The sequence below is a fragment of the Nocardioides jishulii genome, assembly GCF_006007965.1.
In the GTDB taxonomy this organism is placed as follows: domain Bacteria; phylum Actinomycetota; class Actinomycetes; order Propionibacteriales; family Nocardioidaceae; genus Nocardioides; species Nocardioides jishulii.
Genome location: NZ_CP040748.1, coordinates 1,178,940 through 1,204,112, shown reverse-complemented (window position 1 = coordinate 1,204,112; position 25,173 = coordinate 1,178,940). Strand labels below are relative to the sequence as shown.

Here is a 25,173-nt window from a genome sequence, read left to right as displayed (position 1 = left end):
GCTCGTCGCGCCGACGAGCGGCAGGATTCAGCCGCTCGGCGGTCGCGTCGTCACAGACCGTTGTCGCGGTTCGCGGCCGGCTTGCCGGGCGTACGCAGCCACGCGGTGAAGAAGCTCCGCAGGTCCTCGCCGCTCACCTCGGCCGCCAGGGCCTCGAACTGCGCGGAGGTGACGGTGCCGCCGTCGTGCGTGGCGAGCCAGCGCCGCAGCAGCGCCCAGAAGTCGTCCTCGCCGATCCGCTGACGCAGGGCCTGCATCGTCATGCCTCCACGCTGGTACACCGCGTCGTCGAACAGGTGCTTGGCGCCGGGTCGACCGATCGTGACCTGCCAGAAGGTGTCCTGCGGCGCGAACGCGTCGTACTGCTCCCGCAGCCACTGCGCCGCGGTCGGTCCCCCGGACCGCTCGACGTGACGCGCCTCCATGAAGGTCGCGGCGCCCTCGTTGAGCCAGATGTCACGCCACCGGTCGACCGAGACCGCGTCACCGAACCACTGGTGGGCCAGCTCGTGGACGAGGAGCCAGGTGCTGCTGGAGTCGAGGGACCAGTAGGTGGGCCGGGTCTGGTTCTCCAGGGCGAAGCCCGCCATCAGCGAGGTCACCACTCCCCCGGTCGTCTCGAACGGGTAGGGGCCGAGGTCACGCTCCATCTGGCGCACGAGGCGGGCGCTGCGCCGCAGCTGGGTCAGCGACCGGCGCTGCTCACGCTTTCCGAGGCGCGCGGAGACCGCGTTGTACCAGGGCAACCCGTCGGTGGTGCCGCGCTCGACCACGAAGTCACCGGCGGCGAAGAACGCCAGGTAGGTCGCCATCGGGTCGCGCGCAGCCCAGTGCCACGTCTGGGTGCGTCCCTTCTTCACCCGGCTGAGCAGGCGGCCGTTGGAGATGACGCGCTTGCCCTTGGGCACCGTGACGGCGACCCGGAAGGTGGCCTTGTCGCTGGGGTGGTCGTTGGCGGGGAACCACCACGGAGCCATGTGGGGCTGGTTGATGGTGAGGACCTCGTGACGGCTGGCCAGCCAGTTGCTCTGCCCCTGGTAGCGCTGCCGGTCGGGGAAGCCGGAGTAGCGGACGGTGACCTTGACGGCACGGCCTGCCTTCAGGACCTTCCTCGGCGTCACGACCAGCTCGTGGGCGCCGTCCTTGCGGAACGTCGCCTTCACCCCGTCGACCTTCACCGAGGAGGCCTTGAGCAGCAGGTCGAGGTTGAACCTCTTCAGCGGGGCCGACGGCACCAGCATGAGCGTCGCCGTCCCACCCAGGTGGCGGCGAGCGAAGTCATAGCGGACCCGGACGTCGTAGTGGCGCACGTCGTAGCCGCCGTTGCCGTCGAGCGGGAAGTAGGCGTCGCCGATGCCGCGGCTGCCCACAGCGGGGCTGGTCTCCCCCGCGGTCGGTGCGACGAGGCCCGCCGTGCCGGCGACGAGGCCCAGCACCAGGGCGGTGATGACCGCGCTCAGCCACCGGCGCGCGCGCGTACGTCGGGACGCACGACCCCCATGTCCCCCGTCGTTCATGCCCTGAAGGTACCTCTGGGCCGCCGCTGTGTGCGCGGCGAAGCGGCGCGTGCCCACGCAGGAAAACCAGTTGCGCCGTCCTCGCTCGTCGCCAGACTGGAGGGACCCCGACGTCCCGGGGTCGTACGCACGTGAGGAGGAGCCATGACGGTGACCACCCGTTCCACCGCGCCCTGCATCGTTCGTCCGACCCATCGGAGCTGGCATGTCCTTCCACCACCCGTCATCCGACGAGGAGCCCGAGAACGGCTCCCCTGACTTCTCCTTCGACTTCGTGGCCCTGCCCGACCACCTCGACGCCGGGCAACGCTGGTCCACCTGGCCAGCGGTGGAGCCCCTGATGCGCGGCCCCGCACCGCTGCCCGACTGGGTGGTGACTGCGTCGGGTGCCGTCGACACCGACCTCGGCGTCCTGAAGGGCGGCAAGGAGGCCGACGTCTTCCTCCTGGAACGACAGGACCTGCTGCACCCTGACGACGCCGTGGTGATGGCCGCCAAGCGCTACCGCGCCTCTGGGCACCGCAACTTCCACCGCGCCGCCGCCTACACCGAGGGACGCTCGGTCAAACGCTCACGCGACCAGCGAGCCCTTGACCGCAGGTCCACGTGGGGGCGCACCGTCGCTGCTACGGAGTGGGCCGTCTCGGAGTGGAGCGCGCTCCTGCGGTGCTGGGAGCTGGGCCTCCCGGTGCCCTACCCGGTGCAGTGCGACGGGACCGAGATCCTCATGGAGTGGATCCAGCACGACGGGGAGACCGCCCCGCGCCTGACCGGGCTCCGGCCCGACCGGACGTTGCTCGACGAGTGGTACGCCCAGGTCCGCGACGTGCTCCACACCCTGGCCGGGGCGGGACTCGTCCACGGCGACCTCTCGCCCTACAACGTGCTCGCTGCCGGCGATCGGCTGGTGGTCATCGACCTGCCGCAGGTCGTCGACCTCGCCGGGAACTCCCGGGCAGGCGAGTTCCTGCGCCGCGACTGCACGAACATGGCCGCGTGGTTCACCTCGCGAGGTCTGGAGGTGGACGCCGAGGAACTCTTCGCCGACGTGGTGACGCGCGCCTGGTGATCCCGCGTGGGAGCTGTGGACCCGGGCGCCTGCGTTAGGTTCTCGACGTGAAACGCACCCGTGGACGCATCGTCGAGGTTGACCGCCTCACCGAGTTCGACCGCCGCCTGGCCCGGGGCGCCGGCTCGCTCAACGGCTGGCGGGTGCGCGGCCTCGACCTCTCGGGTCGTGCCCGGCAGCTGGCCGCCGCCGACGTCACCGGCGCCCTCTTCCTGGGGTGCACCTTCGCCGACGGCGGGGACGACGACGTACGCCGTCGCGGCGCCATCGTCTTCCCCCGGTTGCCGGACGTTCCGGTGGAGGTCTACCGCAGCCGGCTCTACACGCCGCCGGAGCTCTACGACACCGCCGACTACCAGACCTCGCTCGACGCCCGTGCCTACGCGTGGGCGAGCTCGGGGAACGACCCCGACCTCGCGGCGGCGTTGCACGACCACGCGATCGACGAGGCGCTGGACGAGTGGGTCAAGGGCCGTCACCTGGTCGGCGTCATGGGTGGGCACTCACTGCAGCGGGGAGGTGCGGAGTACGCCTACGCGGCCCGGCTCGGCCGGGCGCTGGGCCGGACGCACGTGGTCACCACCGGCGGAGGACCGGGCGCGATGGAGGCGGCCAACCTCGGCGCGTACCTCGCCCACGAGCCGGAGGAGGCCCTGACCGAGGCCCTCGAGGTGCTCGGGCGGGTCCCGTCGTTCACGCCGGACGTCGGGGCCTGGGTCGACGCGGCCTTCGCGGTGCTGCGCGAGCACCCGCACGGCACCGACACCCTGGGCATCCCCACGTGGCACTACGGCCACGAGCCGCCCAACCCGTTCGCCACCAGGATCGCCAAGTACTTCCGCAACGCCACCCGCGAGGCGATCCTGCTCGAGATCTGCGAGCGCGGCATCGTCTTCCTGCCCGGCGCGGCCGGCACCCTGCAGGAGGTGTTCCAGGACGCCTGCGAGAACTACTACGCCGACGAGTCCGCGATCGCCCCGATGATCCTGGTCGGCCGCGAGCACTGGACCGACACGGTCCCGGCCTGGCAGCTGCTCACCACCCTGGCGCGCGGGCGGGCCATGGAGCCACACGTGCACCTCGTCGACACGATCGAGGAGGCCGCTGCGCTCGTACGCAGCCCCACTGCCTAGGCAGGGTCGACGGTGGCCCGGAAGGTCACCGCTCCGGGGTCACTCAGCGGCAGCGAGCTGGCCGCAGGCGGCGTCGATCTCGTCGCCACGGGTGTCCCGGATGGTGGTGCTGATCCCCTTGGCCTCGAGCCGGCGGACGAACTCGGCCATGTCCTCGTCGCGCGAACGCGTGTACTTGGAGCCCGGGACCTCGTTGAGCGGGATCAGGTTGACGTGGACCCACGCCCAGTCGCCGTACGAGTTCAGCACGTCGGCGAGCAGGTCGGCACGGTGCGCCTGGTCGTTGATGTCGCGCATCATCGCGTACTCGATGGAGACCCGGCGCTTGGTGACTCGGGCGTAGTTCCACGCGGCCTCGACGGTCTCGGCGACCGAGAAGCGGTTGTTGATCGGGACGAGCTCATTGCGCAGCTCGTCGTCGGGCGCGTGCAACGACAGCGCGAGGGTGCAGGGGATGCCCTCCTCGGCCAGCTGGTTGATGCGCGGGACCAGGCCGACGGTGGAGACGGTGACGCCGCGGGCACTCATGCCCAGGCCGGCCGGCGAGGGGTCGGTGAGGCGGCGGACCGCACCCACGACCGCCTTGTAGTTCGCGAGCGGTTCGCCCATGCCCATGAAGACCACGTTGGAGATGCGGCCGGGGCCTCCGGGGATCTCGCCGCTGCCGATGGTGCGGTTGGCGGAGACGACCTGCTCGACGATCTCGGCGGTCGACATGTTGCGCTGCAGGCCGCCCTGGCCGGTGGCGCAGAACGGGCAGGCCATGCCGCACCCGGCCTGGCTGGAGACGCAGACCGTGGCGCGCGTCTTGTAACGCATCAGGACGGACTCGACGAGGGCACCGTCGAAGAGCTTCCACAGCGTCTTCACGGTGGTGCCCCTGTCGGCGGTCTGGACGCGGATCGGGTCCATCAGCTTGGGCAGGAGGGCGTTGGCGAGCGCGTCGCGCTGGCCCGCCGGGAGGTCGGTCATCTCGTCGGGGTCGGTGACGAGACGGCCGAAGTAGTGGTTCGAGAGCTGCTTGGCCCGGAAGCCGGGCAGGCCGGCCTCGACGAGCAGTTCCTTGCGGCCGGCCTCGTCGAGGTCGGCGAGGTGGCGCGGCGGCTTCTTGCGGCCGCGAGGCTCGTCGAACACCAGGGGCAGGAGGGCAGGATTCTCAGACATCAGGTCCATCCTCCCACCGTTGCGCCAACGGCGCGAAAACCTCAGGCGTCGAACTCGACCATGTACCAGAGGACCAACGAGGCGACGCCGAGCACCACCAGCAGGGTCAGCACCATGCCGATGACCATGTAGGTCCCGAAGCGCCGCGTACGCGGGGCGAGCAGCAGGCCGAGCGGCACGACGAGGGTGAGCGCCACGAGCGGGAACCACCGCTCAGCGCTCTGGTAGGACAGCAGCAGGCGCAGCAGCCCGGCGAATCCACCCGGCACCGCCGTGACGAAGAGCATGCCGGTGAAGAACCCCGACAGCGCGGTGAAGGTCGGGTGGTCCCGGTGCCACCAGTCCGTGGTCGGGACGTCGGACGTCGGCGCAGGCTGCGCCTCGACCTGGGCCTGCTCCTGAGTCTCCCTCATGCGGGAATCCTAGGCGGACGAGGGCGCCCCGCGTCCAGGGGACCGTCGGCGCGCCGCAAGTCCTGCCCCGGCAAGGACCTCAGAAGGCGAGGTAGTGCAGCAGCAGCCAGACCGGGGCGATGGTGGCGAGCAGCGAGTCGAGGCGGTCCATGATGCCCCCGTGGCCGGGGATCACGTGGGACATGTCCTTGACGCCCAGGTCGCGCTTGATGACCGACTCGACGAGGTCGCCCAGGGTGGCCATCACCACGACGATCATGCCGAGCAGCACGCCCACCCAGGGCTCGGCGTCGAGCAGGGTGGTGACCAGGAACCAGCCAGCCGCGATGCACGCGACTGCCGAGCCGGCGAAGCCCTCCCAGGACTTCTTGGGCGAGATGACCGGAGCCATCGGGTGCTTGCCGAAGAGCACACCTGCGACGTAGCCCCCGGTGTCGGAGGCGACGGTGACCAGCACGAAGACGACGATGCCGCGTACGCCGTCGTCGAGGCGCTCGAACCCGGTCGCCCCGCCCTCACGGAGCATCAGGCTGACGAAGGAGGCCAGGAAGGGCAGGTAGACGAGCACGAAGACGGAGGCGGTCGCGTTCTTGACGAAACCGTCCACCCCCCGGCGCAGCAACCAGAGCATGGTCACCAGCGCGGTCACCGCCGTGGCGGTGACCAGCGCCGCCGGTCCGGAGAAGTAGGCGACGACCACCATCACCACGGCGCCGATCATCAGCGGCTGCTCGGGGACGTCGATCTCCTTGGCCCGCAGGCCACGTCCGAGCTCCCAGATGCCGATGACCACCGCGACGGCGACCACCGCGATGAACGCGGTCTTCCAGAAGTACAGGGCCGCAGCGATCACCGACAGGAGCACCACCGCTGACGTGATGGCTGCGGGCAGGTTGCGGCCGGCACGGCCGTGGTCCTTCTTGGGCGCCGGCGCCGGGAGTGAGGGGGTCGTCATCTCTGTGTGCTGGCTGCTCAGACTTCGAGCAGCTCTGCTTCCTTCTTCTTCAGCATCTCGTCGATGGCGTCAGTGTGGTCCTTGGTCATGGCGTCGAGCTTCTTCTCGGCACCGGTGACGTCGTCCTTGCCGACCTCGCCGTCCTTCTCGAGCTTCTCGAGGGCCTGCTTGGCCTGGCGGCGTACGTTGCGCACCGAGACGCGGCCGTCCTCGGACTTGCCGCGGGCGAGCTTGATGTACTCCTTGCGGCGCTCCTCGGTGAGCTCGGGGAAGACGCACCGCAGCACGCGACCGTCGCTCGAGGGGTTCACGCCCAGGTCGGAGTCACGCACGGCCCGCTCGACGCTGTCGACCGCGCTCTGGTCGAAGGGCTGGATCAGGATCGTGCGAGCGTCCTGCGAGGTGAAGGTCGCCAGCTGCTGGAGCGGGGTCGGCGTGCCGTAGTACTCCACCACGATCTTGTTGAAGACCGTCGGGCTGATGCGCCCGGCGCGGATGGTGGTGAAATCCTCACGGGTCGACTCGACCGACTTGTCCATCTTCTGACCGGCTTCGCGGAGGATGTCGTTGATCACGGCTGCCTTCTCTCGTTCGTGAATGCTCTGGGTTGGTGCCAGTGTCCTGCTGGTGGTGCGGCGCCGCAGTGCGGCGGAGTACGCGGGTCGGTCAGCCGTGCGAGCTGACCAACGTCCCGATCTTCTCACCCTGCACGATCCGCAGGATCGCACCCTCGTCCTCCATGCCGAAGACGATGAGGGGCATGTCGTTCTCCATGCACAGCGCGAAGGCGGTGGCGTCGGCCACCTTGAGGCCTCGGGTCAGGGCCTCCTGGAAGGTCAGGGTGTCGAGCTTGGTGGCGGTGGGGTCCTTCGCCGGGTCGGCGGTGTAGACGCCGTCGACGCCCTGCTTCGCCATCAGCACGACCTCGGAGCGGGTCTCGAGCGCACGCTGGGCCGCGACGGTGTCAGTGGAGAAGAACGGCATGCCGGCGCCGGCGCCGAAGATCACGACGCGGCCCTTCTCCATGTGACGGATCGCCTTGCGCGGGATGTAGGGCTCGGCGACCTGGCCCATGGTGATGGCGGTCTGCACGCGGGTCTCGATGCCCTCCTTCTCCAGGAAGTCCTGGAGGGCGAGGCAGTTCATGACCGTGCCGAGCATGCCCATGTAGTCGGCGCGTGCCCGGTCCATCCCCCGCTGCTGCATCTCGGCGCCGCGGAAGAAGTTGCCACCGCCGACGACGATGCTGACGTTCACGCCGGCGCGGACGACCTCGGCGATCTGACGGGCCACCTTGGAGACGACGTCGGGGTCGACGCCGACGCTCCCGCCTCCGAAGACCTCGCCGGAGAGCTTGAGCAGGACGCGGGTGTAAGCGGTCACGTCAGATCCTTTCGAACAACAGCTGGGCGTGCAGGCGTGGTGCGGGTGCGAGAAAGGCCGGCTCGATGGTCATCGTGTGATCCACCGAACCGGCCTCCTCGAATGATGGTGCTTGATCAGAACCTGTCAGGTTCTCAGGCGCCGACCTCGAAGCGGACGAAGCGCTTCACGGTGGTGCCGGCAGCGTCCAGGACCTGCTTGACCGACTTCTTCGACTCGACGATCGACTCCTGCTCGAGCAGGACGATCTCCTTGAAGAAGGCACCCAGACGACCCTCGACGATCTTGGCGACGGCAGCCTCCGGCTTGCCCTCCTCCAGCGTCTTGGCCGTCAGGACGTCCTTCTCGCGGGCGACGACGTCGGCGTCGACCTCGTCGCGAGTCAGGAACTGCGCCTTCATGGCGGCCACCTGCATGGCAGCAGCCTTGGCGGCAGCCTCGTCACCCTCGTACTCGACGAGGACGCCGACGGCGGCGGGGAGGTCAGCGGCACGCTTGTGCATGTAGGTGACCGTGTTGCCGTCGAAGTAGGCGACCTGGCCCAGCTCGATCTTCTCACCGATGGTGACGGCCAGACCCTCGACGATCTCGCCGACGGTCTTGCCGTCGAGCTCGACGGCCTTGAGGGCCTCGGCGTCGGTGGTCTTGTTGGCGTCGGCCGCCGCGGCGATCTTCTCGGCGGTGGCGATGAAGTCGGCGTTCTTGGCGACGAAGTCGGTCTCCGACTTCAGCTCGACCAGGGCGCCACCGGAGGTGACGACCAGGCCGGAGGAGGCCTCACGCTCGGCGGCACGGGCGGCAGCCTTGGCGGTGCCCTTGACGCGGAGCAGGTCGACGGCCTTGTCGAAGTCGCCGTCCGTCTCCGTGAGCGCCTTCTTGCAGTCCATCATGCCGGCGCTGGTGAGCTCACGGAGCTTCTTGACGTCGGCAGCGGTGAAGTTGGACATGAATCCTCTTCCTCGAAGTAGTCGGTTCGCTGAGACTGACGGAGGTCAGTTGGTCTCGGCGGCGGGGGCCTCGTCCGCGGCGGCCTCGGCGGCGGGCGCCTCGGTCTCAGCAGCAGCCTCGGCGGGAGCCTCGGTCGCAGCCTCAGCGGCGGGGGCCTCGGTCGCAGCCTCAGCAGCGGGGGCCTCAGCGGCGGCCTCGGCGGGAGCCTCGGTCGCAGCAGCCTCGGCGTCACCGGCGAGGATCTCGCGCTCCCACTCGGCGAGCGGCTCGGCGGTGCCACCGGACGACTTGGCGCCGGAGCGGGCGACGAGGCCCTCGGCCACGGCGTCGGCCACCACGCGGGTCAGCAGGCCGACGGCGCGGATCGCGTCGTCGTTGCCCGGGATCGGGAAGTCGACCTGGTCGGGGTCGCAGTTGGAGTCCAGGATGCCGATGATCGGGATCCGCAGCTTGCGGGCCTCCTCGACGGCGAGGTGCTCCTTGTTGGTGTCGACGATCCAGATGGCCGAGGGGGTGCGGGTCATCTCGCGGATGCCGCCGAGCGACTTGTTGAGCTTGTCGCGCTCGCGACGCATCTGCAGCAGCTCCTTCTTGGTGCGGCTGCTGGAGGACTCGTCGAAGTTGATCTCGTCGAGCTCCTTGAGACGGTTGATCCGCTGGTGGACCGTCTGGAAGTTGGTCAGCATGCCGCCGAGCCAGCGCTGGTTGACGTAGGGCATGCCCACGCGGGTCGCCTGCTCGGCGATCGCCTCCTGCGCCTGCTTCTTCGTGCCGACGAACATCACGGTGCCGCCCTTGGCGACGGTCTCCTTGATGAAGGCGTACGAGCGGTCGATGTAGCCCAGCGACTGCTGGAGGTCGATGATGTAGATGCCGTTGCGCTCGGTGAGGATGAAGCGCTTCATCTTCGGGTTCCAGCGGCGGGTCTGGTGTCCGAAGTGGACGCCGCTCTCGAGCAGCTGGCGCATGGTCACGACTGCCATGATGATTCTCCTGTGTCGGACGCAGGACGATCCGCCCCGATCTCTCGGAGCGGCCTGCGCGGGTTTTCAGTTCGTCGCCGCCGGCTGGTGCCGGAAGCCCTGACGCCCACGCGCGACCCGATCCTCCGAGGAGGAACTGAGGGCCGCGCCCACGATGGTTCGAAGCCTGACTCGACCTCGTCGCAGCACGTGGGCGTGCGAAGTCAGCCCGTGAGGACTGCTCCGGACACCCTACGGCACCTGCGGGGCCCCCGGCGAATCAGCAGCAACGCCCTCCGGCGTGCACAGGGAGCGTCGTACGTCGGCGGTCCACAGCCCCGCCCGCGAGCCTCCCGAGCGAGGATCGTCAGGCGTGAAGGTGGCGCGATGAAGCACCCCTGCTCCCCCGCCGCCACCAGCGCCGAACGACCTCGTGCCAGGAGGCTGGCGACGAGGCTGCTGGCCCTGTCACTCCTCCTGCCGGTCGCCCTGTCGCTTCTCCCGGCGGCTCCTGCCGAGGCCGCGATCGAGGGTCCTGCCGTCACTCCCCGGGGCGTCTGGCCCCTGGACGGCGAGACCCGGGTGGTCCAGGGCTTCACGCCGCCCGACGAACGCTGGGGACGCGGGCACCGCGGCGTCGACCTGGCCGGCACCCCGGCCCAACAGGTGAAGGCCGCGCTGGAGGGCACGGTGGCCTTCGTCGGTCGGATCGCCGGTCGCGGCGTCGTCGTCGTCTCGCACGGGGAGACCCGCACCACCTACGAGCCGGTGCTCGCGGCGGTGGCGAAGGGTGACACGGTCGCAGCCGGAGAGCTCCTCGGGTGGTTGCACCCGACGGGGTCGCACTGCGCCCCGGCCGCCTGCCTGCACTGGGGATGGCGACGCGGCGAGGAGTACCTCGACCCGCTGACGATCGTGGGCGGCGGGCCGGTACGCCTGCTGCCGCTCTGGCGGGAGGAGCCCGCTCCCGGTGGCTGGTCGGTGCCGACCTGGGTGGCGAACGGGTTGGCGCCCCTCGGCCTCCTGCCCCGGCCGACTCACGCCCGCGGGTGGGCCTGGCGGTAGGCGGCGCGGAGCCGGTCGGTGCTCACGTGCGTGTAGAGCTGAGTGGTCGACAGGGAGGAGTGACCGAGCAGCTCCTGGACGGTGCGCAGGTCCGCCCCGCCCTCCAGCAGGTGCGTGGCGGCGGTGTGTCGAAGACCGTGCGGACCCATGTCCGGAGCACCGGGCACCTCGGCCAGGCGACGGTGCACCATGTCGCGCACCACCCGCGGATCGATCCGCCCACCACGAGCACCGAGCAGGAGGGCGGGGCCCGACGCCTCCGTCGCGACCGCGGGCCGCCCCTCCCGCAGCCACTGCTCGACGGCTCGGGCCGCAGGGAGGCCGAACGGCACGCTGCGCTCCTTGCGGCCCTTGCCCAGGACTCGTACGACGCGTCGTTCGCGGTCCACGTCGTCGACGTCGAGGCCGACGAGCTCGCCGACACGGACGCCCGTCGCGTACAGGAGCTCGAGGATGGCCACGTCGCGCAGGCCGACCGGGCTCCCGTCCTGCGCCCTGGCGGTCGCGGCGCCGATGAGGTCGCTGGCCTCCTCGACGCGCAGCACCGAGGGCAGCGTCTTCGCCAGCTTGGGCGAGAGCAGCAGGGCTCCGGCGTCAGTGGGTGTTCGCCCCGTCCGGGCGAGCCAGGTCGTGAAGACCCGCACGGCACTGGCCCGGCGCGCCACCGTCGCGCGTGACTTCCCCCGGCTCTGCAGCTGCGCGAGCCAGCTGCGCAGGGTGCGCAGGTCGATCTCCTCGACCGACACCATGCCCAGGCGCCGCGCGTGCTCGAGCATCCCGGCCACGTCGCCCAGGTAGGCCCGGACCGAGTGCTGCGACAGGTTCCGCTCGTTGACCAGGTGCCGCTCGTACTCCCCCAGCACCCGTGCCATCGCCTCGGGCAGCAGGGCCTGCTCCTCGGGCGCCGCCCCCTCCTCGGAGGACGGGGTCCCGGACCGGTCACCCACGGGGCCAGCCCGCACGGGAGGACGGACGGGAGCACATGGCCGCCATGCTAGGCCGCGAGCTGGTCAACCTCAGGGAACCGACGCGCGTTCCAGCACCCACGCGTCGCCGTCCTGACGCACCCAGCCACGGGACTCCAGCGCGTCCAGCGCCGACTGGACCTCACGCAGCCCGACGCCGGCGACGGCGGCGATCCGGTCGGCTCGCCGCGCCGTCGAGACGCCGACGGCATCGAGCACCTGCCGTTGACGCAGGGTGAGGCGGTCGCGGGGCGTTGCGGCCTCCCGCCGGTCCTCCAGCAGGCCCTCCCCCGCCTCGGCGAGCAGCTCGGCGACGTCCTCGGCGCACGTGACCAGGTGCGCCCCACCGGTGCGGAGCCGTTCGTGCACTCCCTGGGACTGTGCGCTGGTGACGGGGCCCGGTACGCCCATGACAGGGCGACCCAGTCGCTCGGCCCACGCTGCGGAGCTCAGGGCTCCCGAGCGAAGCGCCGCCTCCACCACGACCGTGCCGCCGGACAACGCTGCGATCAGCCGGTTGCGGGCGAGGAACCTGACCCGCATCGGAGCCCCACCCAAGGGCGCTTCGGAGACCAGCGTCCCGACCTCGCGCAGGTGCTCGACCAGGCCTCGGTTGGCCGCCGGGTAGACCCGGTCGACGCCGCAGGCGAGCACGGCGAGGGTGGGCCCCTCCACCGCCAGTGCCCCGCGGTGGGCGGCGAGGTCGATGCCCAGGGCCGCCCCCGAGACCACGGTGCGACCCGTCGAGGCGAGCTCGGCGCCCAGCTCCGCCGCCACCCGGGTGCCGTACGTCGTCGCTGACCTCGCCCCGACCACGGCGACGCAGGAGCGCCACGCAGGAAGCAGTCGCGGCCCGCGGACCCACACCCCGATCGGCACCCCTCCGCGCTCGTTCACCGTGCCGGCCAGGGTCAGGTCGTCGAGGCCGGTCGGCCACTCGGCGTCACCCGGCACGACGAATCGGATCCCGACCTTCGACGCGGCCTCCAGCTCACGGACCGGGTCGATCGTGCGGAGCCGCTCGGCCACGTCGTCGTGCAGCGTCGAGAGCCCGTGCTCGGCCAGCAGGTGGTCGCGTACGACAGTCGCACCGAGGTCGCCCACCAGCCTCGTCATCCGCACGTCGCCGGGCTCAGCCAGACGGTTGAGGGCAACCCGGGCCAGACGCTCTTCCTCCGTCACCGCCACGCCTCTCACTCGACCCGTCCGAGAGGAGCGAGGGAGAGTGGTTCTCCGGTGCGCAGGCGCAGCGCGGTCTCGAAGGCCACGGCCTCCGGCGCGTCCACGCCCATCAGGTCGGCCACCGTCCAGGCCAGTCGGTGCACCCGGGTGGCTCCACGTCTGCTCAAGCGTCCGCTGTGCACCTCGTCGTCCAACCTCGTCTCCACCGCGGGCGGCAGGGGCCAGCGGGCACGCAGCAGGTGCCCGGGCACCTGCCCGTTCAGCCGCCATGTCTCACCTGCGTACCGCTCGGCCTGCCGGATCCGCGCCTGGGTGACCCGGGTGCGGACGGCCGAGCTGGGCTCGCGGTCCGCGAGGGGTCCTCGGTCGGCCCGGGTCGGGCCGAGCACGTGGCGCACCACGTCGATGCGGTCAGCGATCGGGCCGGTCATCCGACGGCGGTACTCGCGGCGAGTCACCTCGCCGCAGGTGCAGTTGTTGACCCTCGCGATGGGGTGGTAGTCGCCGCACGGACACGGGTTCGAGGCCAGCACCACCATGCCCCGTGCCGGGTAGACCGCTGACTCCTCCCCACGAGAGACCCGGATCTCGCCACTCTCCATGGGTTGGCGCAGCGCCTCGATGACGTCGCTGCGAAAGAGCGGGAACTCGTCCAGGAAGAGGACGCCGCAGTGGGCCCTGGAGAGCTCACCCGGCCGGACCCGGCCGTTGCCCCCACCGAGCAGGCTCGACTTGGAGACGTCGTGGTGCGGTGCCCGAAAGGGCGGACGCACGACCAGGTCCGTGACGCCCGGCTGGCCGGCCAGCGACAGCACCGCGGTCAGCTCCAGCGCCTCCTCGCGCGTGAGGTCTGGCAGGATCGTGGGCAGCCGCTCGGCGAGGCTCGTCTTGCCCGACCCCTTGGGCCCCGAGAGCATCAGGTGGTGACCACCGGCGGCGGCGACCTCGAGCGCGTATCTCGCATCGGCCATGCCGACCAGGTCGGCCAGGTCGACGTCGTCGACGCGGTCCTCCCCCCGCCAGCTCAGCAGGCTGGTCCCGCCGGACTCAGGGACGGCCTCGGCGACCGGGACCTCCTCGCCGCAGAGCTGCGCGATGACCTGCGCCAGCGAGCGGACGCCGTAGACCTCCACGCCGGGCACCATGGCGGCCTCCCGCGCCTGCGGTTCGGGGACGAAGGCCCGACGCATCCCTCGCGCGGCGCCAGCCATCACCATCGGCAGGACGCCGGGGACGGGGCGCAACCCGCCCGCCAGTGTCAGCTCGCCGATCAGGACGGTCTCGGCCAGGCACCCTTCGGGGAGGGTGCCGTCGGCCGCCTTGATCCCCAGGGCGATCGCCAGGTCGAAGTGCGTGCCACGCTTGGGCAGGTCGGCCGGGCTCAGCAGGATCGTCACCCGACGCGTCGAGGGCCAAGGAGCCGCGGAGTGGGTGATCGCCATCCGCACCCTGTCGCGCGCCTCGAGCAGCGAGGCGTCAGGGCGCCCCACGATCGTGGCGCCCACGACCCCTGGTGAGATGTCCACCTGCACCTCGACCAGGTGGCCGAGGGAGCCCTGGAGGACGACGGTCCATGCCGATGCCAGCATCAGTAGGCCCCCCGCACGTGCTCGATGTTCGTCGCGCCCCGGCGTGGCCTCAGGACAGCCACCAGGTCGAAGCGCACCTCACGGGGCCGGAGCCCGGACTGCTCGATCCAGCGCGCAGCCAATCGGCGCAGCCGCCTGGCCTTCACCTCGTCGACGGCTTCGTGCGGGGTGCCGAAGTCGTCGGAGCTGCGCGTCTTCACCTCGCAGACGACCAGGGTCGTGCCCTCACGCAGCACGAGGTCGATCTCCCCGAGCTCACACCGCCAGTTGCGGTCGAGGACCTGCATGCCCAGAGCCGCCAGGTGTCGTCCGGCCACCCGCTCCCCGTAGTCCCCCAGCGCCTTGTTGTGTCCCACGTGATCCTCCTCCGCTCCACCCGGCTCTCCGGGTCCCCACCGTGCACCGGGGCGGAGTGGTCACACCTCGAGCCAGCTCCACGGCTGTGCAGCATCCGGGAGTTGATGCCTCTGTGGAGACGCCGCGGTGGCGCGAAACGGTCCGCGCGCGGTCCTTCACGTGGCAGCATCCCCCGCACGCCGACGCAGCTCCTCTGGGGTGTGACGCGCGGCCCCTCACCAGCGCCGTCGATCGAGAGGTCCCTCGTGGTTCTTCGCTCCCGCTCCCCGCTCCTGCACCGTGTCCACCTGGTGGTGGCGATCGCTCCCGTTGCCGCGTTGATGGCCTGCAGCGGTGGTGGCCAGGAAGGCGACGCACCGTTGCCTCGTGAGGACGGTCTGCACACCATGACCGTCGCGGACGAGGAGCGGACGTACTGGCTCGACCTGCCGTCCGACTACGACCCCGAGGCCAGCGCCCTGCCACTCGTGCTCGCGCTCCACGGCACCGGCGGGTCCCACGAACGCTGGCTGGACGACACCTACAACCTCAAGGCCGCGGTCGGCGAGGACGCCGTGCTGGTCTACCCGGACGCGCTCGTCAGCTCCGCCGGCACTCGTCAATGGGTGACCGATCGCGACGTGCCCTTCATCGACGCCCTCCTCGACCACCTCCCCGACCGGGTCACCTTCGACCCGGACCGCATCCTGGTGACCGGCCAGTCCAGCGGGGCCGGGATGTCGCACGAGATCGGCTGCCAACTCGGCGACCGGGTGCGGGCCGTCGCGCCCCAGGCAGGCGTGCTGATGTCGACCGAGTGCACCGGCTCGGTGGCCGTCATCCAGGTCCAGGGCACCGGCGACCCGGTCGTGCCCATCGGGCTGGCGACCTCCACCAACACCTTCTGGGCCAAGTACAACGGCCTCGACGCGGGAGTCAGCGAGCCCGGTCTGGACGAGCACTGCGTCTCCCGCACCGCCGAGGCCGACCACCCGTACCCCGTGCTCTGGTGCACCCACAACGAGGGCACGGGCGTGGGGCGCGACGGGCACAAGTGGCCCTCCTTCGCCGGCAAGGCGATCTGGGAGGCGTTCGCCGCCCTGCCCGACGCGTCCCCGACGTCGGCCGCCCCCACGGGCGGCGGCAACGCCAACGCCGCGGTCGACTCCGACACCACCGCCACGTTCACGCTGCGCTTCCCGGAGGACTGGCCCAGTACCCCGGTCCAGGGCGCGGTGGTCGCCTACGCGCCCGGAGAGGTGACGCCCACGACGGCACCGCTCGCCTTCATGACGATGTCCTTCGCCCCCGGCGACGCCGTCCCCGGTGGCGAGGTCACCTACGAGGTCCCGGTCTCGTGGACGCAGTTCGGCGCCGGGGGCGTCCAGTTCCCGGGCACGTACACGCTCATGGTCACGATGCACACCGAGAACGGTGGCTACCCGATCCCGGTGCCGGAGATGGACCTGTGGGTCACCACCGAGTACGAGCTGACCGGACGCGACGAGCCGATCGCCATCGACGGCGTCCTCGACCTGACCCCGATCAGCGGCGACACCGGCCTGTGACGAGCCATCCCTGAGGCGATGACCGGCGTCGGCCCGCCCGGGTCCGGATTTGCTGGAGTACAGACTCCGCGATCAGGACTTCGGCGGGTCGATCTCCTGGTGGCTCAGCTCCTCGATGTTGACGTCCTTGAACGTCAGCACCTTCACGTTCTTCGCGAAGCGCGCAGGTCGGTACATGTCCCAGACCCAGGCGTCACTCATCGTCACCTCGAAGAAGACCTCACCGTTCTCGGTGCGCGCCTTGAGGTCGACGGAGTTGCAGAGGTAGAAGCGGCGGTCGGTCTCCACCACGTAGGTGAAGATCGAGACCACGTCGCGGTACTCGCGGTAGAGCGTCAGCTCCATCTCGGTCTCGTACTTCTCGAGATCCTCGGCGCTCATCGACACTCCTTGGCTGACGTGGTCACGAGGAGCCTAGTGCGACGGCAGCCTCGGCGAGCCCCACTTCGTCCGGCGCGCCCACCTCGCCCATCTCGCCGGCCGCGACCGGCGTGGCGACGCCCGGCAGGCTCCACGAACGGCGGTGCAGCGGGGTGGGGCCGTGCTGGCGCAGGGCGGCGACGTGCTCGGGCGCCGAGTAGCCCTTGTTCTCGGCCCACGCGTACTCCGGGTGCTGGGCAGCCAGGGTCGTCATGATGGCGTCGCGCTCGGTCTTGGCCAGGATGCTGGCAGCCGCGACCCCCGCGCACCTCATGTCGCCCTTGACGGCGGTGACCACCGGCGGCACGTCGTCGAGCAGGTCCGGGTGCCCCCCGAAGAGGGCCAGCTGCTCCGGCACGCTGAGGTAGTCGTGGTTGCCGTCGAGCAGCACGAGGTCGGGCCGCACCGACAGCGCCGACAGCGCCCGGTGACCGGCCAGCCGCAAGCCCCCGATGATCCCGTGCTCGTCGATCTCGTCGGCGCCGGCGTGCCCGACCGCGTACGCCGTGGCCCAGCGCTGCACCTTGGGCACCAGCGCGGCGCGGGCCGCCGGCGTGAGGAGCTTGCTGTCCCGCACTCCCTGGGGCGCGGAGCGGGTCTGGAGCGTGATGACGACCATCCCGATCGAGACGGGTCCGCTCAGGGCACCCCGACCCACCTCGTCGGCGCAGGCCAGGTGCACCGCGCCACCGCGCAGGAGGCTGCGCTCCAGGCGGAGGGTCGGGACGGTGGAGCCGGTGGCCATGGCGCTACTCGGCGTCCTTGACGGCGTCGAAGGAGTCAGGGCGGTGGTCGAGCCGGATCCGGTCGAACGGCCAGATCAGGGCGAAGACCCGACCCACGACGAGGTCGCTGTCGACGAACTCGTAGCCCGGCGCGCAGTCGGTCTCGTTCTCACGGCACATGTGCTCGGAGGAGTCGGCGGAGCGTCCGCGGTTGTCACCCATCACGAATAGCTTGCCCTCCGGGACGGGTCCCGCCTTCCAGTCGCAGTTGCCCGGGCGGGGGCCGTTGCAGGCCGTCGCGGGGTCGTCGTTGACGTAGTCGGACTCCTCCAGCGGCACGCCGTTGACCGAGATGTTGCCGTCGTCGTCGCAACAGGTGATCACGTCACCCTCGACACCGATGACGCGCTTCACCAGATGGCCACCTGCGGGGTAGAGGCCGATCTTCGTCGCCGCCCGGACCAGCAGGCTGCTCTGAGCCGGGTCCTCCACGCCGCCGAGCCAGCCGCCCGGGTCCTTGAAGACCACGACGTCACCCCGCTGCGGCTCCCCACCCCAGTAGGACATCTTCTGCACCAGGATCCGGTCGTTGCGGATCAGGCCGGGCTCCATCGACTCCGAGGGGATGTAGAACGCCTGTACGAAGAAGGTCTTGACGATGATCGCGAGGATGAGGGCGACGGCGCCCAGCAGGATCGTCTCCTGCCACAGGGGGAGCTGCTTGCGGGGCTTCCTGCCCGCGCCCGGCGAGGGAGCCGGAGACGCAGAAGACCGCGACTCCTTCCCTACGTCGAGGGGCTGGGAGTCGCGGTCTTCGGAAGTCACGCGCTGATGCTATCCACTGGGTGGTGGATCAGAACTCGCGGCGCTCCTTGATCTTCGCCTTCTTGCCGCGAAGGTTGCGCAGGTAGTACAGCTTGGCGCGACGGACGTCACCACGGGTCACGACCTCGATCTTCTCGAAGATCGGGGAGTTCAGCGGGAACGTACGCTCGACACCGGTGCCGAAGGAGATCTTGCGAACGGTGAAGGTACGGCCGATGCCCGAGCCCTGCACCTTGATCACGACGCCCTGGAAGACCTGGACGCGGGAGCGGTTGCCCTCGACGACCTTCACGTGGACCTTGACGGTGTCACCGGCACGGAAGGCCGGGACGTCGTCGCGCTTGATCGAGTTGCCGATCTCGGCAATCAGGTTGGTCATGATGCTCCTCGCAACCGCCACAGGTCCGTCGCGGAATAGTCGTTGCTTCCGGATGGTCCACACCACATGACCGTCGCGACCCCTCCCCCTGTGGCGGGAGCGGACGCCGACCCCCGGTGCGTTCCTCCGGGCGGTCGTGATCAGGCACGGACCAAGGAGGAAGTTTGCCACAGTGTGGCGTCAGCCAGAAATTCGTCGCCGCTTCGACAGCGTGAGGACCCCGGCCTCGGCGGCTCCGCGCGGGCGATAGCCGGCCTTGCGGTACATGCGCTGGTTGTCGACGGATCCGGCACCGGTCACGAGCTCGTACGTCCGCGCCTGCGGCGGCGCCGCCTCCTCGATCATCTGCAGGACCTGGCGCCCCAGGCCGTGCCCCTGGAGATCGGGCGCGACCATGAGCCGCCCCACGTGCCAGGTGTCTCCCTCGAGCCTGCCCCGCCCGGCGGCGACCAGACGTCCGCCACGGTGGACCACCAGCACCGTCCAGCTCTCTAGCCAGGCGACGACGTCGTCGTACTCCTCGGTGAGCGCGGGGATCTCGACGCCCGGGTTGTCGAAGTGCTCGCTGAGCCAGCAGGCCCGCTGCAGGGTGAGGAGCTCGCCCGCGTCGGCCCGCGTGGCCACCCGCACCGACGACTGCTCGTCGAGGTGGCTGGCGTGCACGAGGTCGGGGCGGCGCCGGGCCGTACGCTCGACCCGCTGCTCGTGGCGCCACGCGGCGATGGCGCCGTGGTTGCCGCTCATCAGGACCGCTGGCACCTCGTGGCCACGCCAGGCCGCCGGCTTGGTGTACACGGGGTACTCCAGCAGCCCGTCCTCGTGGGACTCCTCCACCAACGAGTCGGGGTTGCCCATGAAGCCGGGGAGCAGGCGTACGACCGCCTCGGTGACGGCCAGCGCCGCCACCTCTCCCCCGTTGAGCACGTAGTCGCCCAGGGAGGTCTCCCGGACCCGGCCCCACTGCGAGGCGTGGTCAATGACGCGCTGGTCGATGCCCTCGTAGCGGCCGCAGGCGAAGACGAGGTGCTGCTCCGTAGAGAGCTCGCGTGCCACCTTCTGCGTGAACGGCTCACCGCTGGGCGTGGTGAAGATGATCGTGGGCGTGGAGTCCGCGGTCAGCTCGTCGAGGGCCTCGCCCCACGGCTCAGGCTTCATCACCATGCCGGCGCCACCGCCGTACGGCGTGTCGTCGACGGTGCGGTGCCGGTCGTAGGTCCACCGGCGCAGGTCGTGGACGGCGATGTCGAGCAGCCCCTTGTCGCGGGCCTTGCCCGGCAGGCTCAGCTCGAGCGGGGCCAGGTAGTCGGGGAAGATCGAGACGATGTCGATGCGCACGGCCACTCAGCCTCGCTCGGCGCCGGGCCGGCCCTCGGGCTCCTCGTCGTCCGGGAAGGGGCTGACCAGTCCGGGGCGGTCGGCCACCACGACGTGGCCGGCTCCGAGGTCCACCTCCGGGACCAGGGCCTGGACGAACGGCACCAGTGTGTCGCGACCGTCGGTTGCCTTGACCTGGAGGAGGTCCTGGGCCGAGCCCTGGACGAGGCCGGTGACGGTGCCGATCTCCGCGCCCTCGAGGTTGCGGACGACGAGGCCGGTGACCTGGTGCTCGTAGAACTCGTCGGGGTCCTCGGGGACGTCACTCTCGGTGAGCGTCACCTCGAGGAGGATGCCGCGCGCGGTCTCGGCCACGTTGCGGTCGGCCCACTCCTCGAACCCGAGCAGGAGGACGCTCTGGTGCCACCGCGCCGAGCGCACGGTGAGCGTGCGCCACGGAGCTGCGGATCCCTTCGGCGGCACGACCCTGAGCACGGCGCCCGGCGCGAAACGCCGGTCGGGCTCGTCGGTGCGCACCTCGACGGTGACCTCGCCGCGGATTCCGTGTGGCTTGCCGATCCGGCCGACGACGACATCGATGCTGTTCACGGCCCCCAGCCTAGGTCCCGGGTCGCTCAGACCACGCCTCGCCTGCCGCGTCGCTCCCGCTCCGTACGCGCGACCTTGCGGTCGGTGGCGACGATCCAGGCCGTCAGCGCCACACCGGCCAGCACCGCCAGGACGAAGAAGACCAGCGCCACGACGGGCAGCCCCAGGACCTGGGTCCCGCCCGGCGCCCTGGCCAGCAGAGCCGCGCCGAGGATCGTCGCAGCGATCACCATGCCGAAGGTGATCCGGTTGGCCACCCGCTGGAGCACGGTGTGCAGGCGTTCCTCGTCGATCGCGTGCACCTGGACGTGGAACTCCCCCTCGGCCAGGTTGTCGAGGATCCGGTTGGCCCGCTTGGGCAGCATCTCCGTGAACTCCTTGGCCTCCACGGCCGCGGACATCAGACCTCCGGCGCGCAGACGCATCCCGCGGGTCATCATCCCGCCGACGTTGTCGCGCAGCGCTCGGGTGGGGCTGAAGTCGGGGTCCAGGTGCACGGTCGCCTCGTCGAGGTTGAGCAGCGCCTTGCCGATCATCGACATCTCCGCCGGCGGACGCAGTCCGTGCGCCCCGGAGAGGCGGCTCAGCTCGACCAGCACGGTGCCCACCTGGAGGTCGCTGCCCGCGTTGATCGCCTCGGAGACGAGGTGGGTGACGTCGTCGCGGAAGGCCGCCGCGTCGTAGTCGGGCAGCGGGTGCCCCATGCTCGCCAGGGCCCGCGCCGTCTCCTCCCCGTCGCCGTCACCGATGGCCAGCATCAGCTTCAGGACGTGGTCCTGGAGCCGGGGCGCGACGGTGGCCACCATGCCGAAGTCGATCAGCGCCAGGCGCCCGTCGTCGGTCAGCAGCAGGTTGCCCGGGTGGGGATCGGCGTGGATGACGCCCTCGTCGAGCATCATCGTGAGGTAGAAGGAGAAGAGCTGCTCCACGATCGGGCGGGCGTCGACGTCGAGGAGGCCCAGCCGCCCGACGTCGGTCACCTTGCGTCCCTCGACCAGGTCCATGGTCAGCACCCGACCGGAGGTGTGGGAGCTCACCGGCTGGGGGACCAGCAGCAGGTCATAGCCCTGCGCCAGGTCGCGGAACCGGAGCAGGTTGCGGGCCTCCCGGCGGTAGTCGAGCTCACCGGCCAGCGAGCGTCCGAACTGGGCGAGCAGCTTCTCCAGGCCGTACCGGCGCCCGGCCGCGGTGCGCTTGTCGGCCGTGGCGGCCAGGCGGCCCAACACCTCCATGTCGGCGCGCACCCGGTCGCGTACACCGGGTCGTTGCACCTTCACGGCCACCTCGCGGCCGTTGCGCAGGGTGGCGCGGTGCACCTGGCCGAGGGAGGCGGCCGCGAGCGGCTCGGTGTCGAAGTCGGAGTACAGGTGGCGCAGCTCGGCTCCGAGGTCCGCCTCGACGATCTCGCGCACCTCCTCGAACCCGAAGGGCTCAACCTCGTCCTGCAGGCGCGCCAGCGCGGTCGTGTACGCCGGGGGCAGGAGGTCGTAACGCGTCGAGAGGAGCTGTCCGAGCTTGACGAAGGTCGGCCCCAGGGCCTCCAGGTCGTGGGTCAGCTGCTCCGCCATGGAGCTGTCCCCCACCGGGCCGTCCTCGTCGCCGAAGGCGAAGTCGCCCAGTCCGGCGTCGCTGAGCAGGTCAGATCGACCGTGGCGCCAGGCCAGCCTCGCCAGGTCTCGGTAGCGCACCGACGACGTGCGTGGATCGGCGTTGTTCGTCAGGCTCACGTGGTGGGACCTTCCGTCGACGGGCACGACCGTACGCGCGCCTGGCACGGTCCGCGCTGACCCCGGCATTCCCGCTGACGCCCGGCGCGAAACGCCCCGGAACGCGCCAACGGGCGCCACCCCCGAGGGGTGACGCCCGTGGCGTTGCTCTGTGCTGGGTGCGCCCGTCAGCGCCGACGGTCGACGTCGACGAAGTCGATCCGCGCGCCGCCACGACCCGCGAGAGCCGAGATGACGGTGCGGAACGAGGTCGCCGTGCGACCGTTGCGGCCGATCACCTTGCCGAGGTCGTCGGGGTGCACCCGGACCTCCAGGATCGATCCACGGCGGAGCTGCTTGTCCTTGACGACGACGTCGTCAGGGTGGTCCACCACTCCGCGGACGAGGTGCTCGAGCGCATCGGCCAGCATGATCAGGCGTCCTCGGCGGGCGCCTCGGCGGCCTCAGCCTCGGCGGCGGGGGCCTCCTCGACGGGGGCCTCCTCCTTCTTCTCGGCCTTCTTGTCGGCCTTCTTGGTCACCGCGGCGCCCTTGGGCTCCTTGGCGGCCTCCTTGAGGGCCTCGTTGAAGATCTCGAGCTTGTCGCGCTTGGGCTCGGCCACCTTGAGGGTGCCCTCGGTGCCCGGCAGGCCCTTGAACTTCTGCCAGTCGCCGGTGATCTTGAGGATCGCCTCGACGGCCTCGGTCGGCTGGGCGCCGACGCCGAGCCAGTACTGGGCGCGCTCGGAAGTCACGTCGATGAAGGAGGGGTCCTCCTTCGGGTGGTACTTGCCGATCTCCTCGATCACTCGACCATCGCGCTTCTTGCGCGAGTCGACGACGACGATGCGGTACTGCGGCACCCGGATCTTGCCCAGGCGCTTAAGGCGAATCTTGACGGCCACTTTTGTGGTGTCTCCTCGTAAGTCGTGGTTGATGAGTGACCCTCAACCAGGTGGGGACCGGGTCAGGTCACTCGATGGGTCTGCCAGGCCGGGTGAGAGGGACCGTCCGGGCAGGACACAAGAGACAAGTGTGCCAGATGGTGAGCGGGTCGCACCAATCAGGCCGCGGTCCGTCGCGCGCGACTATGTTGGCGCGCATGAATCCCCTCGAGGCCCTCGACGTCTTCAAGCGCCGCGTCGTCCCCGCGATGCGTGAGCGCGGTCCCCTGACCGTACTCGTCACCTGCGTGCGCTGGGTGCTCGGATACGTCCTGGGACGCCTCGGGCTGAGCGAGGCCTCGAAGGGGTCGTTCACTTTCGAGGGTCGCCGGATCCCCTACTTCCGCCACACCTACCACTACACGTGGCTCGGTGAGCGCAACGTCGAGGTCGCGCTGGCCCAGGAGCTCCTCGACGCCCACCGCGGCGAGAAGATCCTCGAGGTCGGCAACGTGACCCCTCACTACCTCGCGGACGTCGACCACACGGTCGTCGACAAGTACGAGGTCGCTCCCGGCGTGCTCAACCTCGACGTGGTCGACATCGACCTCCCCGAGGGGAGCTTCGACCTGGTGGTCGCGATCTCGACCCTGGAGCACGTGGGCCTCGACGAGGACGTGGTCGACCCCGAGAAGCCGGCGCGCGCGGTCGCCCTGCTCAAGTCACTCGTACGCCCCGGCGGCACGCTGTGGGTGACCCACCCGGTCGGCTACAACCCGACCCTGGACGCCGACCTGCGAAACGGCGCCATCGCCTTCGACTCGCTCAAGGCGCTGCGCCGCTCCCCCACCCGCAACGTGTGGCGCCAGGTCGACGTGGACGACGTCTGGGACGCCGAGTACGACCGCTTCCTCTTCGCCGCCCACGGGATCGTCGTCGCGGAGTACCAGCGCCCGCTCGTCTGAGGCGGGCCGCCAGGCCAGCCCTCAGGCCACGACCCGACCGCGCAGCACGATGCAGGCGGGGCGTCGCAACACCTGGAGGTCCTGCAGCGGGTCGGAGTCGTAGACCACGAAGTCGGCCTCGGCTCCCTCCACCAGCCCCGAGAACCCGAGCCACTCCCGCGCCCGCCACGAGGCGGCCGCCAGGGCGTCGTACCGGCTGAAGCCGAGGTCGTGGAGAGCGAGGACCTCGCCCGGCAGGTTGCCGTGCCTGGCCACGCCCCCGGAGTCAGAACCGGCGTACATCGCCACCCCTGCCTCGTGCGCCGCCATCAGGGTGTCGCGGTGGCGCCGGTACAGGTCCTCCATGCGGTCGGCGTAGGCCGGGAACTTCTGCCGCCCCTGGGCCGCGTGCAGGGGGAACTTCTGCAGCTGCATCACCGTCGGCACCAGCGCGGTGCCCTGGGCCACCATCTGGGCGATGAGGTCCTCGCTGAGGCCGGTGCCGTGCTCGATGCAGTCGATCCCGGCGTCCAGCAGTCCCGGCAGGACGTCGGGGCCGAAGCAGTGGGCGGTCACCTTCGCCCCCTCCGCGTGCGCCGCCTCGATCGCCGCCGCGAAGTCGGACGCGTCGAAGGACGGCGTCAGGTCGCCGGCCTCACGAGAGACCCAGTCCCCCACCAGCTTGACCCACCCGTCGCTGCGTCGCGCCTGCTCGGTGGTGGCGGCGACGAGGCCGTCGGGCTCCACCTCCTGGGCGTAGTGGCGGAGGTAGCGCCGCGAGCGGGCGATGTGGCGCCCGGCCCGGAGGAGCCGTGGCAGCTCGGGATGCTCGTGCACCCAGCTGGTGTCCGAGGCGGAGCCGCAGTCGCGGATCAGCAGTGCACCGGCGTCACGGTCGATCACCGCCTGCGCCAGGGTCTCGTCCCGACCGACGCCGCCGTGGTCGTCCATCCCGAGGTGGCAGTGGGCGTCGACCAGACCCGGCACGATCCATCCGCTGGCCACGGTCTCCGCGCCGGCCTGGGGCTCGAAGGTGACGCGTCCGTCGACGACGTACAGCTGCACCACCTCGCCGTCCGGGAGCAGCGGGCCGGAGAAGCGCATGGCGTTCATGGCGGT

General features: G+C 70.7%; 27 protein-coding genes. 5 read left to right on the top strand and 22 right to left on the bottom strand.

The genetic code is table 11. The features are described from left to right. Positions 1–50: 50 nt before the first annotated feature. On the bottom strand, positions 51–1,517 hold the full coding sequence (locus FCL41_RS05670) for a M1 family metallopeptidase (protein WP_170970293.1): 1,467 nt from the start codon (positions 1,515–1,517) through the stop codon (positions 51–53). Between the two features lie 205 nt (positions 1,518–1,722). Between FCL41_RS05670 and FCL41_RS05665 the strand changes: the two genes are divergently transcribed. Then, positions 1,723–2,586 (top strand): serine protein kinase RIO, encoded by an 864-nt coding sequence (locus FCL41_RS05665; RefSeq protein WP_137066544.1) that lies wholly within the window; start codon positions 1,723–1,725, stop codon positions 2,584–2,586. 47 nt (positions 2,587–2,633) lie between these two features. Continuing rightward, positions 2,634–3,719 (top strand): LOG family protein, encoded by a 1,086-nt coding sequence (locus FCL41_RS05660; protein WP_137066542.1) that lies wholly within the window; start codon positions 2,634–2,636, stop codon positions 3,717–3,719. A 39-nt stretch (positions 3,720–3,758) separates the two neighbouring features. Here the strand turns inward: FCL41_RS05660 and rlmN are convergent, their stop codons facing one another. From rlmN to rpsB, 7 genes are all read right to left on the bottom strand, one after another. Next, positions 3,759–4,883 carry a dual-specificity RNA methyltransferase RlmN gene (gene rlmN, locus FCL41_RS05655; protein WP_137066540.1) on the bottom strand — a complete coding sequence of 375 codons (1,125 nt, stop codon included), beginning with the start codon at positions 4,881–4,883 and terminating at the stop codon, positions 3,759–3,761. 41 nt (positions 4,884–4,924) lie between these two features. Beyond that, positions 4,925–5,296, bottom strand: coding sequence for a hypothetical protein (locus tag FCL41_RS05650; RefSeq protein WP_175422344.1), 372 nt, complete (start codon positions 5,294–5,296; stop codon positions 4,925–4,927). 79 nt (positions 5,297–5,375) lie between these two features. Further along, positions 5,376–6,251 carry a phosphatidate cytidylyltransferase gene (locus tag FCL41_RS05645; protein WP_137066538.1) on the bottom strand — a complete coding sequence of 292 codons (876 nt, stop codon included), beginning with the start codon at positions 6,249–6,251 and terminating at the stop codon, positions 5,376–5,378. Between the two features lie 17 nt (positions 6,252–6,268). After that, positions 6,269–6,823, bottom strand: coding sequence for a ribosome recycling factor (frr, locus tag FCL41_RS05640; RefSeq protein WP_212723184.1), 555 nt, complete (start codon positions 6,821–6,823; stop codon positions 6,269–6,271). A gap of 94 nt (positions 6,824–6,917) precedes the next feature. After that, the gene (gene pyrH, locus FCL41_RS05635) at positions 6,918–7,634 is read right to left on the bottom strand and encodes a UMP kinase (protein ID WP_137066534.1); all 717 of its coding nucleotides are present in this window, start codon (positions 7,632–7,634) and stop codon (positions 6,918–6,920) included. A 134-nt stretch (positions 7,635–7,768) separates the two neighbouring features. Further along, positions 7,769–8,581: a translation elongation factor Ts gene (gene tsf, locus FCL41_RS05630; RefSeq protein ID WP_137066532.1), complete on the bottom strand. Its 813-nt coding sequence runs from the start codon at positions 8,579–8,581 to the stop codon at positions 7,769–7,771. A 45-nt stretch (positions 8,582–8,626) separates the two neighbouring features. After that, positions 8,627–9,565 (bottom strand): 30S ribosomal protein S2, encoded by a 939-nt coding sequence (gene rpsB / locus FCL41_RS05625; protein ID WP_137066530.1) that lies wholly within the window; start codon positions 9,563–9,565, stop codon positions 8,627–8,629. Between the two features lie 366 nt (positions 9,566–9,931). Here rpsB and FCL41_RS05620 point away from each other — a divergent pair, with 366 nt between their 5' ends. Further along, positions 9,932–10,609: a M23 family metallopeptidase gene (locus FCL41_RS05620; RefSeq protein WP_137066528.1), complete on the top strand. Its 678-nt coding sequence runs from the start codon at positions 9,932–9,934 to the stop codon at positions 10,607–10,609. Here the strand turns inward: FCL41_RS05620 and FCL41_RS05615 are convergent. The 4 genes from FCL41_RS05615 to FCL41_RS05600 form a co-directional block, all read right to left on the bottom strand. Beyond that, positions 10,582–11,481, bottom strand: coding sequence for a tyrosine recombinase XerC (locus FCL41_RS05615; RefSeq protein WP_137066880.1), 900 nt, complete (start codon positions 11,479–11,481; stop codon positions 10,582–10,584). The two genes, FCL41_RS05620 and FCL41_RS05615, sit on opposite strands and share 28 nt — an antisense overlap. A 144-nt stretch (positions 11,482–11,625) precedes the next feature. Continuing rightward, positions 11,626–12,756: a DNA-processing protein DprA gene (dprA, locus tag FCL41_RS05610; RefSeq protein ID WP_239021798.1), complete on the bottom strand. Its 1,131-nt coding sequence runs from the start codon at positions 12,754–12,756 to the stop codon at positions 11,626–11,628. A gap of 11 nt (positions 12,757–12,767) precedes the next feature. Then, a complete protein-coding gene (locus FCL41_RS05605) occupies positions 12,768–14,345 on the bottom strand; it encodes a YifB family Mg chelatase-like AAA ATPase (protein ID WP_239021797.1) in 1,578 nt (525 codons plus the stop codon). Beyond that, positions 14,345–14,701, bottom strand: a complete 357-nt coding sequence (locus tag FCL41_RS05600) for a YraN family protein (RefSeq protein ID WP_137066523.1) — start codon at positions 14,699–14,701, stop codon at positions 14,345–14,347. The genes FCL41_RS05605 and FCL41_RS05600 overlap by 1 nt, the downstream gene beginning before the upstream one ends. A gap of 246 nt (positions 14,702–14,947) precedes the next feature. On the opposite strand from FCL41_RS05600, the gene FCL41_RS05595 reads away from it, so the two are divergent. Continuing rightward, entirely contained in the window at positions 14,948–16,249 is a 1,302-nt protein-coding gene (locus tag FCL41_RS05595) for a CE1 family esterase (protein WP_170970292.1), read from the top strand. Between the two features lie 72 nt (positions 16,250–16,321). Here FCL41_RS05595 and FCL41_RS05590 read toward each other — a convergent pair whose 3' ends face one another. From FCL41_RS05590 to rpsP, 9 genes are all read right to left on the bottom strand, one after another. Further along, positions 16,322–16,630: a DUF2469 domain-containing protein gene (locus tag FCL41_RS05590; protein WP_137066519.1), complete on the bottom strand. Its 309-nt coding sequence runs from the start codon at positions 16,628–16,630 to the stop codon at positions 16,322–16,324. A 22-nt stretch (positions 16,631–16,652) separates the two neighbouring features. Next, positions 16,653–17,414 (bottom strand): ribonuclease HII, encoded by a 762-nt coding sequence (locus FCL41_RS05585; RefSeq protein ID WP_137066517.1) that lies wholly within the window; start codon positions 17,412–17,414, stop codon positions 16,653–16,655. A gap of 4 nt (positions 17,415–17,418) precedes the next feature. Next, entirely contained in the window at positions 17,419–18,219 is an 801-nt protein-coding gene (lepB, locus tag FCL41_RS05580) for a signal peptidase I (protein ID WP_137066515.1), read from the bottom strand. 28 nt (positions 18,220–18,247) lie between these two features. Beyond that, complete coding sequence (rplS, locus tag FCL41_RS05575; protein WP_137066514.1) at positions 18,248–18,598, bottom strand: 50S ribosomal protein L19; 351 nt, start codon at positions 18,596–18,598, stop codon at positions 18,248–18,250. 180 nt (positions 18,599–18,778) lie between these two features. Beyond that, on the bottom strand, positions 18,779–19,933 hold the full coding sequence (gene trmD / locus FCL41_RS05570; RefSeq protein WP_137066512.1) for a tRNA (guanosine(37)-N1)-methyltransferase TrmD: 1,155 nt from the start codon (positions 19,931–19,933) through the stop codon (positions 18,779–18,781). A gap of 6 nt (positions 19,934–19,939) precedes the next feature. Further along, entirely contained in the window at positions 19,940–20,521 is a 582-nt protein-coding gene (gene rimM / locus FCL41_RS05565; RefSeq protein WP_212723166.1) for a ribosome maturation factor RimM, read from the bottom strand. 26 nt (positions 20,522–20,547) lie between these two features. Beyond that, a complete protein-coding gene (locus tag FCL41_RS05560; protein WP_239021796.1) occupies positions 20,548–22,248 on the bottom strand; it encodes an ABC1 kinase family protein in 1,701 nt (566 codons plus the stop codon). Positions 22,249–22,415: 167 nt separating this feature from the next. After that, a complete protein-coding gene (locus FCL41_RS05555) occupies positions 22,416–22,658 on the bottom strand; it encodes an RNA-binding protein (RefSeq protein ID WP_137066508.1) in 243 nt (80 codons plus the stop codon). Positions 22,659–22,660: 2 nt separating this feature from the next. Further along, the gene (rpsP, locus tag FCL41_RS05550) at positions 22,661–23,131 is read right to left on the bottom strand and encodes a 30S ribosomal protein S16 (protein WP_137066506.1); all 471 of its coding nucleotides are present in this window, start codon (positions 23,129–23,131) and stop codon (positions 22,661–22,663) included. Positions 23,132–23,328: 197 nt separating this feature from the next. On the opposite strand from rpsP, the gene FCL41_RS05545 reads away from it, so the two are divergent. Beyond that, positions 23,329–24,075 (top strand): class I SAM-dependent methyltransferase, encoded by a 747-nt coding sequence (locus FCL41_RS05545; RefSeq protein ID WP_170970291.1) that lies wholly within the window; start codon positions 23,329–23,331, stop codon positions 24,073–24,075. 21 nt (positions 24,076–24,096) lie between these two features. Here FCL41_RS05545 and FCL41_RS05540 read toward each other — a convergent pair whose 3' ends face one another. Then, positions 24,097–25,167, bottom strand: coding sequence for an amidohydrolase family protein (locus FCL41_RS05540; RefSeq protein WP_137066502.1), 1,071 nt, complete (start codon positions 25,165–25,167; stop codon positions 24,097–24,099). Positions 25,168–25,173 lie beyond the last annotated feature (6 nt).

Coding starts and splice junctions, on each gene's coding strand:
- FCL41_RS05620 (WP_137066528.1), top strand. CDS start 9,932: ATGAAGCACCCCTGCTCCCCCGCCGCCACCAGCGCCGAACGACCTCGT.
- FCL41_RS05590 (WP_137066519.1), bottom strand. CDS start 16,630: ATGAGCGCCGAGGATCTCGAGAAGTACGAGACCGAGATGGAGCTGACG.
- FCL41_RS05555 (WP_137066508.1), bottom strand. CDS start 22,658: ATGCTGGCCGATGCGCTCGAGCACCTCGTCCGCGGAGTGGTGGACCAC.
- FCL41_RS05540 (WP_137066502.1), bottom strand. CDS start 25,167: ATGAACGCCATGCGCTTCTCCGGCCCGCTGCTCCCGGACGGCGAGGTG.
- FCL41_RS05615 (WP_137066880.1), bottom strand. CDS start 11,481: ATGGCACGGGTGCTGGGGGAGTACGAGCGGCACCTGGTCAACGAGCGG.
- rplS (WP_137066514.1), bottom strand. CDS start 18,598: ATGACCAACCTGATTGCCGAGATCGGCAACTCGATCAAGCGCGACGAC.
- FCL41_RS05665 (WP_137066544.1), top strand. CDS start 1,723: ATGTCCTTCCACCACCCGTCATCCGACGAGGAGCCCGAGAACGGCTCC.
- FCL41_RS05670 (WP_170970293.1), bottom strand. CDS start 1,517: ATGAACGACGGGGGACATGGGGGTCGTGCGTCCCGACGTACGCGCGCG.
- FCL41_RS05650 (WP_175422344.1), bottom strand. CDS start 5,296: ATGAGGGAGACTCAGGAGCAGGCCCAGGTCGAGGCGCAGCCTGCGCCG.
- tsf (WP_137066532.1), bottom strand. CDS start 8,581: ATGTCCAACTTCACCGCTGCCGACGTCAAGAAGCTCCGTGAGCTCACC.
- FCL41_RS05645 (WP_137066538.1), bottom strand. CDS start 6,251: ATGACGACCCCCTCACTCCCGGCGCCGGCGCCCAAGAAGGACCACGGC.
- FCL41_RS05585 (WP_137066517.1), bottom strand. CDS start 17,414: ATGGCCACCGGCTCCACCGTCCCGACCCTCCGCCTGGAGCGCAGCCTC.
- rpsB (WP_137066530.1), bottom strand. CDS start 9,565: ATGGCAGTCGTGACCATGCGCCAGCTGCTCGAGAGCGGCGTCCACTTC.
- FCL41_RS05605 (WP_239021797.1), bottom strand. CDS start 14,345: ATGCTGGCATCGGCATGGACCGTCGTCCTCCAGGGCTCCCTCGGCCAC.
- rlmN (WP_137066540.1), bottom strand. CDS start 4,883: ATGTCTGAGAATCCTGCCCTCCTGCCCCTGGTGTTCGACGAGCCTCGC.
- FCL41_RS05545 (WP_170970291.1), top strand. CDS start 23,329: ATGAATCCCCTCGAGGCCCTCGACGTCTTCAAGCGCCGCGTCGTCCCC.